Origin of the sequence: Paenibacillus sp. Soil522 (genome assembly GCF_001428245.1) — a bacterium.
GTDB lineage: Bacteria > Bacillota > Bacilli > Paenibacillales > Paenibacillaceae > Pristimantibacillus.
The window spans coordinates 185,753-197,830 of record NZ_LMRV01000088.1 but is presented as its reverse complement, the minus strand read 5'-3'; the positions used below and the strand labels follow the sequence as shown (position 1 = coordinate 197,830).

Below are 12,078 nucleotides of genomic sequence, written 5' to 3'. Positions count from 1 at the left end.
CGATCATTTGAGGGGAGAAGAAGCATGAAACCGTCTATATTTATAGCGGCATCGGTATACGGTGCTGAATTGGTGCAGCAGCATGGACAAGCTTATTTCGCTGAGATGGCGGCACGCTCCGGGGCAACCGGATTCGAAGTCCGCCGGGAGCTGTTTCTTGAAGAGGAGCCGCCTCTTGATGAGCTTAGAGAAGTAATGGAGGATAACGGTTTGCGCTGTGCGATATCCGCTTCCGTAGAAATATGGTCTCCCGAAGGAGATTTAAACGAGGAGCAGCTGTTTCAAACATTAGTCGAAGGAAAGCAGCTTGGAGCAGCATTCGTGAAAACGACGCTTGGAACGTACGTGCCGGGAAGATCGGATTTAAAGGCGCTTCGGGGCTGTCTGGAAAAGGCTGATTATTTGAACCTTCCTATTCTATTAACGGTAGAGAACGATCAAAGCTCCCACGGAGGCAATCCGCAAATATTACGCGGCTTCTTCGATGACTGTGCAGAGGAGCGGATTCCGGTCAGTATGACGTTTGATGTGGGCAATTGGCTTTGGGCCGGAGAGGATATTTGCAAGGCTGCCGAAATACTTGCCGAATACGTTGTCTATGTGCATTTTAAATGGTCCGAGGAACGGAATGGCCTAAAAGCGGCAGCACCGTTGCCTGCTGATGAACATGCAGAGTGGCGGGACGTTCTTCCTTATTTTCCTGAAAATCTTCCCAGGGTAATCGAGTTTCCTATTATAGGTGAAGATTTAGAGCGACTGACGAGAGAGTATACACAGCAGCTGGAGCTGGCATAACGGGAAAGCGAGGGAGCATTCATGCAAAACTACGAACAAAAGAGCGAGAAAATTAGAAGTATGTTTCGGGAATTAAAAAAAAACGACCCAGAGCGCCTCGCGAACAGATTGAATCTATCCTGGAGCAACTGGGGATTCGGCGTTGAAACCTTGGATGACACCGCTAAACGGTTAAATCAATATGGCGTGAAGTACATTGAGCTGCATGGGAATCATTATGGCCCGGATTTAGGATACCGGCCGAGTGAAGTAAAGCAGGTGCTGCAGGACTGGGGCATTGAAGTGTCGGGTGTTTGCGGTATGTTTTCGAGGGAAAACGATCTCTCGAGCAACATAGCCCGTCACCGCCAAGAAGCGATCGATTATATCCGCCGGGAAACCGAGTTTACAGCCGCAGTAAAAGGCCATTACTTATTAGTCGTACCGGGAGCTGTGGGCAGGGCTCAGAAATATGACGACATGGAATGGGAGAGAAGCATCGAGACGCTGCAAACGGTGGCAGACGAATTTTGCAATTGGAACATTAAAGCCGCAATCGAACCGATTCGGGCAGCCGAAACCTCCCTTGTTCACACTGTTGCTGCAGCTCAAGCTTATATTAAAGACGTCAACCATCCCGGCATCCGGCATATAAACGGGGACATTTATCATATGCTGGTAGAAGAAACCCATATCGGCGAAGCGATTATGCAAGCAGGAGACCAATTAGTCAATCTGCATTTGGCCGACAGCAACCGCGGTGCGTTAGGGGAAGGGCATATGGATCTGGATACGATTATCATGGCGCTTTATTTAATCGGATTCAATCAAGCAGGCCGGTTTGTTACGCCTGAACCGCTAGGTCCGGGAGGCGATCCTTATCCAGCCATGTTCGGCAGACCGGATAAAGAGCTGCTTGATGCTTTGGTGCGAAAAACGGTGTCCTATTTTAGAGAGAGAGAAGCCATTTTAATAGAAAGTTAGATGAATCGCTCCGCTGGGCAGACGTAATCATATCGCCGCTCGCTTCCGTTAACGGAAGTGGAGCGGTTTTTTTCAATCCGGACAAATAGTCTAGATTCATATGCGTAAGGAATGGAGCGTAAGAATAACATAGGCAACGAATGCAAGGAAAGGGTGAATACGACGCCCTTTATTTAGTATGCCCAGAGATGTATTTCATCTCACGGTGAAAGTTTGGAATGGGGGGACTGAAGGACTTACTGCTCGCTTTTGCGGGCCGCGGTCATTTGCTGCCATACGGAGCCGGCTGCTTCCTCGCCGCGCTCGATCCGCTCCAGCGCCATTTGGGCTTGGAGCTGAATTTCGAACTCGCTGTCCTTGGCTGCCTCACGGAGTGCTTCGACTGCCGACTCGTCGCCAGCCTCGTAAAGAAACCTTGCTGCCCGCCAGCGGACAAGCTTGTTCTTGTCGCGGAGCGATTCGATCATCGGTCCCGTTGCGGCCGGATCGCCTAGATCGGATAAGGTGTCGCCGGCTGTCCGTCTGACGGCCGTCGACGAATCGCGAAGCGCGGTGAACAAATAAGGCAGCGCTTCAGGAGACCGCAGATCGCCCAGATAGACGACCGCCAATCGGCGAATGGACGTGTTTTCATCCTTAATCGCTGCAGCAAGCAAAGGCAAGCCTTCGATCGAGGAGACGTAACGCTCCAGGGCAGCATAGCGAACCTGCCAATCGGGAGAGGCGAATTGCTCCTTGGCTTCTTCAAGCGTTAATGGAGCCGGCCTCACAACCGCTGGCGCCGCTCCTTCCTCACCGCCCATATTTCCTTGCGCAATGGCGGCTTGAACGAGTGCCTCTAACCGTTCCCCCGTATACGAGGCTTCCAGTTCGCGTACGATTTCGGCCGCAATCTCATCCGGCTCGCCGTAACGGACGCCGAATTCCTCCAGCCTGCGTTCGCGAATCATGCCGGAGCCGGCAGCAAGGCTAACCGCTTCGGCAAACTGCGGAGGAAGCGCAGACCGTACCTCACTGTCTCCCATACGAACGCGCACCTGCATCGGAATACCGCGATACATTTGAACGAAAACCTGAGCTTCGCCATAGCTTGCCGAGTGTCTATGTCCGCCGCCATTCTGTTCCCCGTCCGCTGTATCCTTCTGCAGCAATTGCCCTGCTTCAGCCAAAATGGCCGCCCAATCCGCTCCCGGCATCCGGTCAAGCGCAATAAAGTCAGCGGTACGGAACAGGCTTCTAACGCCTTTTATTTGCAAAAGCTGCTGAAGCAGCCCGGGAGCGCCGCTTGCCTCGCCAGCTTTATAGGTAAACCTGCGTCCGCGCGGAAGCGTCTCATCGACGTTCAGCTTCATCGAATTAGGACTAGGCGTCGGCTCTATTGAAATTAGTTTCATAAGGAAACCTCCTGGAAATGGATGTAACAGTCGTTTTTTTTTGCTGCTCTCGAGTAACAAATGCCGCATCGAAAGCGTAGTCTTAAGTGTATAAGCTATACGACTAAGTGTAACTGATTTCATGTAAGGATGCGAACAATGAGGCACTTCAGGTGTTTTCATAAAACATATTTGCAATGTGAGCCGCCCGCTTGGTATCTTTATAAAACAACAGATCATGGCCAGGGAGGTATGGACGGTTGAGGTTAAAACGATTTGCTAACATAGATCCTATCGAGCAGCACACTTCCTTAAAGCAATTCAACAGGTGGCGTCAGGAACGCATTCGCAGGCTGAGAATGAAAGATTATTCATTCACCGTTCCGAATGTCGAGCCTGACATCGCATACTTGGAAAATAACCGAAAATGGCCATCCGTTACTTGGGTGGGGCATTCGACTTTTTTTATACAGCTTGGCGGATTAAATATCATTACGGATCCTGTGTGGTCGAGCCAAATGGCTTTCCAAAAAAGGCTTTCGCCGCCGGGGATACCGATCGAGGATGTCCCTCCGGTTGAAGTCGTCCTTATTTCTCATTCCCATTATGACCATTTAAATATAAGCTCGCTGCGCAGGCTCAGCGGCGCGAGACAGCTGCTTGTGCCTGCAGGACTCGGCGCAAAGCTCCGGAAAAAAGGCTTTATCCGAATCAAGGAGCTGCATTGGTGGGAGTCGGTTATCATTAGCGGCGTCAAAATCACCTTTGTGCCTTCTCAGCATTCCACCCGCCGCAATCCGTGGGATACGAACAGCTCGCATTGGGGCGGCTTTGTTATTGAGCGTCCAGCCACGCGAAGCGGGAAGCTTGTGAGCCATGCCGGCAAATCGGCGGCACCTGATAAGGGCAAACCGGCGGCACCTGCTAAGGGCAAAGCGGATGCGGAAGCCCGGGCGCAGGTAGCAAGCGCAGCCGAACCGTCTGAAGCTCTTTCGAATCCATTTTCTTGCGGGCACAGCCTAGCCGAAAGGCCGGACGTAGCGGAGTCTCCGACGATTTATTTCGCAGGAGACAGCGGGTATTTCCAAGGCTTCAAGGAGATCGGCAATCGCTTCCCGATCGACGTTGCGCTTCTGCCGATCGGAGCATATGAGCCGGAATGGTTTATGGGACCGCAGCATATTACGCCGGAGCAAGCTCTTCAAGCGTTCGATGATTTGAATGCCTCTTGGTTCGTTCCTATGCACTATGGAGCTTTCAAGCTGGCTGATGATACACCGCGCGAAGCGCTTGACAGGCTGGAAGCCGAGCGCAGAAAACGCCGCATCGGGGATGAACGCATTCTTGTCCTGCCGCATGGCGAGACGTGGCGCTTGTCCGGCAAATGACAAACGAGGAAAAGAGCGCGCCAAAAGAGCACAATGACGCCGGTAAGCGGAAGCGGTATACTAAGCAAGAAAACTTTCTTGTTGATCACGAATCAGCTTTGCGTGTGCAAACGTTAAGCTTAATTTTACGAAGCAGGTTTGTTTAGCACAAACCTTTGCATATTCTTACGATGGAGGTTTGCTGACGCAAACCTCGGCATAATCTTACGAAGCAGGTTTGCGTCAGCAAACCTTAAGGAGGAACTAAATATGAGTCAAGCAAATATACGTTTAGGAGTTATCGGCGCGGGTGCGATCGGCAGCATACACATGCAGACGTTCAATAAGGTAGATGGGATTGAGATCGCGGCCGTGACGGACGCTTACCTTCCGCTTGCCGAGCAGCGCGCCGCGGAGCACGGCGCTCAGACGGTGCATGCAAGCCCGCAAGCGCTGCTTGAGGATTCGTCCATCGATGCGGTTGTTATATGCGTACCGAACCAATTCCATGCCGGGCTTGCTATTGAGGCGCTAAAGCAAGGCAAGCACGTTCTTCTGGAGAAGCCGATGGCGATCGATTCCGAAGCAGCGCGCACGATAGTAGAGGAAGCCAAAAGATCCGGTAAAATATTGATGATGTCGCATCAGATGCGTTGGACCGGTCTTATCCGCGCTCTTAAGCAGCGCATCGACAATGGCGATGTGGGTCATATTTATAATGCCAAGGCAGGCTGGTTCCGTAAGAAGGGCATTCCCGGCTGGGGCTCGTGGTTTACACGCAAAGACCAGGCTGGTGGCGGCCCGCTTATCGATATCGGCGTTCATATGCTTGATCTATCGCTTTATCTCATGGGTAATCCTAAGCCGATATCTGTATACGGCTCGACCTATGCCGAATTCGGACCGAAGCGTCAAGGCACGGGAACCTGGGGAACGCCGAATTGGGACGGTTATTATGACGTTGAGGATCTGGCTTCGGCGTTGATCAAGCTCGATAACGGGGCGACCTTGTCGTTAGAAGTCAGCTGGGCAGCGCATTCCGCATTTTTGCCGGAGGAACCCTTCATTCATTTGATGGGAACGCAGGGCGGAGTAGCGGTCATCGGAAATAACGGCAAGTACGTTACCCATTCGGACAATGAGGTGCTCGAGAGCGACATTACGCCGCTTGAGGGCGAAGAGGACCGCATCTTAATGAGCCGTCATTTCGTGGAGTGTATTCGCGAAGGCAAGCAGCCGATTACGTCCGCACTGTCGGGCTACACCAACAACCGCATTCTTGACGCCATTTACGAATCATCCCGCACAGGCAATGAAGTCAAGTTGAAGTGGAACTAGTGTTTTAAGCTGCGGCATCACAATAAAATACAAGCACAACAGCCTTCTCTTATGCGACGACATCATGGCGGCCGATTTGGGGAGGCTTTTTTTTTTGCAGCATGGTCTATGAAAAAATACCCCGATAATTGCTGCAGTGAAGGCCGTTAGGCCAAGGTGAAGGCAAAAGAAGGTTCGGTTTCCGCGTATACTGTGGTATAATAGTTTGAGATAAAGTGATTTTGTAGTGAAGGACGGGATTAAACGAATGATTAGCACTAGTGGCATAACGCTCCGTTACGGGAAGCGGGCGCTTTTTGAAGATGTAAGCATTAAGTTTACGCCAGGCAACTGTTACGGCTTGATCGGCGCTAACGGCGCTGGTAAATCGACCTTTTTGAAAATATTATCCGGTGAAGTGGAGCAATCGCACGGAGAAGTGCACATAACGCCGGGCGAGCGGCTAGCCGTTCTGAAGCAAAACCATTATGAATATGACGAGTCCGTTGTACTCGAGACGGTCATGATGGGTCATAAGCGTCTTTATGAAGTGATGAAGGAGAAGGACGCATTGTATGCAAAAGCGGACTTCACCGACGAGGACGGCATGCGCGCGGGCGAGCTAGAAGCTGAATTCGCGGACATGAACGGCTGGGAAGCGGAGTCAGAAGCGGCAGAGATGCTTAACGGGCTCGGCATAACACCTGACCTTCATGATAAGAAAATGGCTGAGCTGAGCGGCAACGAGAAGGTTCGTGTATTGCTGGCACAAGCCCTGTTCGGCGCTCCGAACATTTTGCTGCTCGATGAGCCTACCAACCACTTGGACATTGAATCCATTCGTTGGCTGGAAGATTTCCTTGCCGATTACCAAGGCACGGTTATCGTAGTCAGCCATGACAGGCACTTCCTGAATACCGTTTGTACGCACATTGCGGATATTGACTTCGGCAAAATTCAAATGTACGTCGGCAACTACGACTTCTGGTACGAATCCAGTCAGCTTGCTTTGCAGCTGATGCGCGGTGAGAACAAGAAGAAGGAAGATAAAATCAAAGAGCTCCAGGCGTTTATTCAACGCTTCAGCGCGAATAAATCGAAGGCGAAGCAAGCGACGTCAAGGCAGAAGCTGCTTGAGAAAATTTCGCTTGACGATATTCGTCCGTCTAACCGTAAATATCCGTTTATCCTCTTCAAAGGGGAGCGTGAAGCGGGCAAGCAGCTGCTGCTTGTTGACGGCTTGACGAAAACGATTGACGGTGAGAAAGTGATCGACAACCTGACGATTGCGCTGAACAAAGGCGACAAGGTCGCTTTTGTCGGCCCGAACAGCTTGCCGAAGACATTGCTGTTCCAGCTGCTCGTTGGTGAAGTAGAAGCGGATGCCGGCAGTTACTCATGGGGCGTAACGACTTCGCGGGCTTATTTCCCGAAAGACAACTCTGCTTATTTCGATGGGGTAGATATGAACCTGGTTGAATGGCTGCGTCAATATTCGAAGGATCCGGATGAGACGTTCATTCGCGGCTTCCTAGGCCGTATGCTCTTCTCAGGCGACGATGCGATGAAGAAAGCAAGCGTATTGTCCGGGGGCGAGAAGGTTCGCTGCATGCTCTCCAAGATGATGCTTGAGGGCGCGAACGTATTTATTTTGGATGAACCGACGAATCACTTGGATCTTGAATCGATTACGGCTTTGAATAACGGCCTGACGGACACGGATTGTACGGTTCTATTCACTTCGCATGACCATCAGTTCGTGCAAACGATCGCTAACCGCATCGTGGAAATTACGCCAAACGGCGTAATCGACCGGATGATGACGTATGACGAGTACCTTGAGAGTGCTGAGGTTAAAGCGCTTCGCGAGCGTATGTACGCGGTGTAATCCGCTATTTTATAAAGGAGCGTCGACCTGAGGGGGGAACCTTGCGGGTCGGCGTTTTTTTGTATCCACCTGGCAGACAGTTCGCATGAAGTTAACCCTCTTTAAAAACGTAAAATAGGACGGAGCAGGTGTTAGATCTGCTCCGTCCTATTTTACGCATGGGTCATTACTTGTTTTTGGATAACCGGAAGCTTGCGGCCTTTGCCGTAAGGGATGCAAAGCGGCGTTCCGAAGATTGGATCGGCAGTTACTTGGCATTCCATGTCGAAAACGGCGCGGATGAGTTGTTCGTTCATAATAGCTTCCGGCTTGCCTTGCGCATAGATGCGACCGTCCTTCACAGCTACAATATGATGCGCATAACGGCAAGCAAGATTAATATCATGCAGCACCATTACGATCGTACGGTTTTCCTGCTCGTTTAAGTCGAAGAGCAAATCAAGGATCTCTATCTGATGCGTCATATCAAGATATGTTGTAGGCTCGTCGAGCAAAATGGTCGGTGTGTTCTGGGCCAGCGTCATCGCTATCCAAGCACGCTGCCGCTGTCCCCCGGATAGCGAGTCAACCGAACGGGAGGATAGCTCGTCCATATGTGTTACTTCCAGTGCTTTCTTCACCATCTTCTCATCTTCGCGGGACCATTGCTGCAGCCAGCTTTGGTAAGGATAGCGTCCTTGTTTCACAAGCTGATGAACGGTCAGCCCTTCCGGTGCGATAGGGCCTTGCGGCAGGATGGCGAGACGTCTGGCGATTTCCTTACTCGAGAGCTTGGCAATTTCGGTGCCATCGAGCAGTATCGAGCCCTCCTGAGGCTTTAAGAGGCGGGCGAGGGAACGCAGCAGCGTCGATTTGCCGCAGCCGTTGCTGCCGATGAATACGGTAATTTTACCCGGAGGAACAAGCAAATCGAGATTGTTGAAAATCGCTTTTTGTCCATAGGATAACGTAAGGTTTTGCGCTTGAATGGAGGACACGAGAACGACTCCTTCTTATTGATCAGTTTATTTTAAGTGTTTGCCGGTGGCCGTTACGACCCGTTCCGGTGACGGTACAGCAAGTAGATAAAAAACGGTGCCCCTATCGCGGCAGTAAACACGCCAGCGGGAATGTCGAGCGGAATGAACGCTATTCTCGCTACAAGGTCAGAGAGCAGCAATACGAGAGACCCAATGAGAGCGGAGACCGGAATAACGCCTCCATATGATGGCCCGACAAGCCTTCGTGCAATATGCGGGGCCATCAGGCCGATAAAATTGATGGCGCCGCCGATGGCAACCGCTGCTCCTGCAAGCGCCACGCTGATGATAAGAAGAATCGTCCGTTTGACATGGACGGAGCTGCCTACGCTCGTTGCAACCTCATCGCCGAGCTCCTGCACATTAAGATGTCTGGCGTAAATAAGGGCTATCGGAAATAGCACGATAATCCAAGGAAGCAGAGTCGCAACGTCTTTTTCCCAGGAGACGCCGAATATACTGCCTGTCATAAACGTAAAAGCTTTAACCGCTACGGCAGTCGGCGTAAATGATGCCGTAAGGATAAGCATATAGGTAACGGCCGTTAGCGCAGTAGCCATTCCAATGCCGATCAGGACGAGTCTAAGCGGTGTGATCCCCCGGCGGTAAGCAAACAAATAAATAAGGAATGCAGCGGCAAAAGCTCCAATGACAGCGCTCAGCGGCATAAAGCGGATGCTGAGATGCGAGAAGTACAGAATAAACACGACGGTACCCAGCGAAGCCCCGCCTGTTATACCAATAATGTCAGGAGAAGTTAAAGGGTTGCGAACAATTCCTTGCAGCAGGGCGCCGGAGACTGCGAGGGCTGAGCCCACCATAACCGCAATCAAAACGCGCGGCATACGCAGCGAAAAAATAATCATGGAATCTGACGAGTCGCCTATTCCAAGAAGCGCACGGATAACGCCTGCAGGACTTATCGTCTTGCTGCCAAGACCAACGCAAATGACGACTGCCGCTAAATTGGCAGCGGCTAATAATATGATCATTAATACGGTTCGGCGGTCTAGTTGAAAGGAGTGCCTGCGGCCTCTGATCGTGATCCATTGGTTCATATTAGGAACGTCCTCCTCTTCTGGCGATAAAGACGAAGAAAGGAACGCCAATAATAGCAGTCATAATTCCTACGGGAACTTCCTTCGGAAAAGAAATATACCGCGAGCTTATATCGGCAGCCAGAAGCAGAACGCCGCCATACACCGTGCAGTACGGAATGACCCATCGATATTCTATGCCTACCAAATAACGCATCAAATGAGGAACGATGATACCTACAAAAGCAATCGGGCCTGCCATGGAGACCGAACCGCCTGCAAGCAAAACGATAATAATTCCTGCCGCCATTTTAATATAGACCGTTTTCTGACCAAGCCCCACGGCCACATCCTCTCCGAGCGCGAGCACATTCATATGCCGCGCGAGCAGGGCCGCGCCTACAAGGGCAATACCCATGTATGGAGCAGCGGCAGTGTATATATGCATATCGCGTCCAGCGACTGTGCCGACAAACCAATAGAGCACCTGATCGAACGTTTGACCGCTCGTTAGCAGAACACCTAATGAAAGCGAAGAGAAAAATGCGGTTAAAGCGGCGCCTGCCAAAGTAACTTTAAGCGGAGTCAGGCCGTCGTTTCCGATTGAACCTAGCGTATAGACAAGGGCAGCTGTACAAGCCGCACCGGTGAAGGCAAGCGCTGCAAACGCCGTTAAGCCGCTCGCTCCGAAGAAGGCGGAGCCGGTGACAATGAAGAAGGCAGCACCCGCATTAATGCCGAAAATACTCGGCGAAGCGAGCTGGTTACGGGTTATACCCTGCATGAGTGAGCCGGCAACAGCCAGGCTTGCTCCAACAGTGGCAGCAATGAACGCTCGCGGCATTCTTGCCGTCTGTATAATAAGATGCTCCTGCGAGCCATCAAATGAGGTATAGGAGGCTAAAATAGTCCGCCAGCTGATATTGGTCACTCCGTAAGCGATGCTGCAAATGATACCCGCGACAAAGAGAAGCAGTCCTGCGCCAAGCCCTGCCGCCTTTAGTGAGCGCGTATGTAATAAAGTGTCCATAATTTCCTCTTTCCTCAATGCCGATTATGATGATCTGCGTCTTTCATTGGGGAATTTCCCAGTTAAGCAGATAAAGATTAATAATTTTACACGTTTGAACAATTGAATGCTACTAAAACATTTTAGGGGAACTTTCAGACAGTGTCAATGAAGTTGAAAATCATTATCACTAACTGTTGACTTTATCTTAAAGTGCTGGTATAGTTTCGTTTGGGATAATAGTGAGAATGATTTTCATTATGAAGGAGAGAAAACACAAATGTTACATGTATTAAAAAGGAAATTCACTTGGACTGTATCGGCCGTTTTGCTTGCGCTAGCCGTAGTTATTTCGGGCTGCGGTCAATCCGGTTCAAACAATAGCAATGGAAACGCGGCAGCCTCTGAGGAGTCGGGCGCGGCGACAACTGGAGAAGCAAGAGTAATCACGCATGCAATGGGCGAGACCAAAATTGAAGGAACGCCTGCTCGTATCGTTGTATTGACGAACGAAGGAACGGAAGCATTGCTTGCAATTGGAGTAAAACCGGTAGGCGCAGTAAAATCGTGGACAGGCGAGCCATGGTATGAGCATATTAAAGCGGACATGGAAGGCGTTACAGTTGTAGGCGATGAGAGCCAGCCGAACATGGAGCTAATCGCGAGCCTTAAGCCTGACCTTATTATCGGTAATAAATTGCGTCAGGAAAAAGTTTACGATCAGCTTAACGCCATCGCACCAACCGTGTTTTCCGAAACGCTTCGCGGCGCATGGCAATCTAACTTTTTGTTGTATGCAGACGCAATCGGCAAAAAAGCTGAAGGGGAAAAAGTTATCGCTGCCTATGACAGCCGCACTGCTGACTTTAAGGGTAAAGCTGGAGACAAGCTGAACCAGAAAGTGTCTGTCGTTCGTTTTATGTCTGGCAAAACCCGTATTTACTTAGAAGATACCTTTACAGGTATTGCATTCTCCAAACTCGGCATTACACGTCCTGACAGCCAAAAGTATAAAGATACTTTCGTAGAAGAAATTACGAAGGAACGTCTTCCCGAGGTAGACGCGGATATGATCTTCTACTTCACTTATGATACCGGCGACGGTAAAGGAACGGCGATGGAACAAGAAATGCTGAATGACCCGTTGTGGCAAAGTCTTCAAGCCGTGAAGAACAACAAGGCAATCAGAGTGAGCGATGCCATCTGGAATACAGCCGGCGGCGTAATTGCGGCTAATCTAATGCTCGACGAGCTTTATAAGATTTATGACATCAAATAAATGATCTCTTTATGAACAGCCGGAGTTTTCT

General features: G+C 50.6%; 10 protein-coding genes. 6 read left to right on the top strand and 4 right to left on the bottom strand.

Annotated features, from left to right (window positions below; genetic code table 11):
- Positions 1-24 precede the first annotated feature (24 nt).
- Positions 25-795, top strand: a complete 771-nt coding sequence (locus ASG81_RS26365) for a sugar phosphate isomerase/epimerase family protein (protein WP_056641627.1) — start codon at positions 25-27, stop codon at positions 793-795.
- Positions 796-816: 21 nt separating this feature from the next.
- Positions 817-1,758 (top strand): sugar phosphate isomerase/epimerase family protein, encoded by a 942-nt coding sequence (locus ASG81_RS26360; protein WP_056641625.1) that lies wholly within the window; start codon positions 817-819, stop codon positions 1,756-1,758.
- 236 nt (positions 1,759-1,994) lie between these two features.
- Here the strand turns inward: ASG81_RS26360 and ASG81_RS26355 are convergent, their stop codons facing one another.
- Entirely contained in the window at positions 1,995-3,152 is a 1,158-nt protein-coding gene (locus ASG81_RS26355) for a virulence factor (protein ID WP_056641621.1), read from the bottom strand.
- A gap of 239 nt (positions 3,153-3,391) precedes the next feature.
- Between ASG81_RS26355 and ASG81_RS26350 the strand changes: the two genes are divergently transcribed.
- The 3 genes from ASG81_RS26350 to ASG81_RS26340 all read left to right on the top strand — a co-directional run bounded on the left by ASG81_RS26350 (position 3,392) and on the right by ASG81_RS26340 (position 7,703).
- The gene (locus ASG81_RS26350) at positions 3,392-4,519 is read left to right on the top strand and encodes an MBL fold metallo-hydrolase (RefSeq protein ID WP_056641618.1); all 1,128 of its coding nucleotides are present in this window, start codon (positions 3,392-3,394) and stop codon (positions 4,517-4,519) included.
- Between the two features lie 249 nt (positions 4,520-4,768).
- The gene (locus ASG81_RS26345; protein WP_056641614.1) at positions 4,769-5,836 is read left to right on the top strand and encodes a Gfo/Idh/MocA family protein; all 1,068 of its coding nucleotides are present in this window, start codon (positions 4,769-4,771) and stop codon (positions 5,834-5,836) included.
- Positions 5,837-6,083: 247 nt separating this feature from the next.
- Complete coding sequence (locus tag ASG81_RS26340; RefSeq protein ID WP_056641612.1) at positions 6,084-7,703, top strand: ABC-F family ATP-binding cassette domain-containing protein; 1,620 nt, start codon at positions 6,084-6,086, stop codon at positions 7,701-7,703.
- A 152-nt stretch (positions 7,704-7,855) separates the two neighbouring features.
- On the opposite strand, the gene ASG81_RS26335 is transcribed toward ASG81_RS26340, so the two are convergent.
- From ASG81_RS26335 to ASG81_RS26325, 3 genes are read right to left on the bottom strand one after another with little or no spacing between them, the layout of a single operon-like run.
- Positions 7,856-8,680: an ABC transporter ATP-binding protein gene (locus tag ASG81_RS26335; RefSeq protein ID WP_056641609.1), complete on the bottom strand. Its 825-nt coding sequence runs from the start codon at positions 8,678-8,680 to the stop codon at positions 7,856-7,858.
- 53 nt (positions 8,681-8,733) lie between these two features.
- Complete coding sequence (locus ASG81_RS26330) at positions 8,734-9,780, bottom strand: FecCD family ABC transporter permease (protein WP_056641605.1); 1,047 nt, start codon at positions 9,778-9,780, stop codon at positions 8,734-8,736.
- 1 nt (position 9,781) lies between these two features.
- Positions 9,782-10,789, bottom strand: a complete 1,008-nt coding sequence (locus tag ASG81_RS26325) for a FecCD family ABC transporter permease (protein WP_056641601.1) — start codon at positions 10,787-10,789, stop codon at positions 9,782-9,784.
- A 259-nt stretch (positions 10,790-11,048) separates the two neighbouring features.
- Between ASG81_RS26325 and ASG81_RS26320 the strand changes: the two genes are divergently transcribed.
- A complete protein-coding gene (locus ASG81_RS26320; protein WP_056641597.1) occupies positions 11,049-12,047 on the top strand; it encodes an ABC transporter substrate-binding protein in 999 nt (332 codons plus the stop codon).
- Positions 12,048-12,078 lie beyond the last annotated feature (31 nt).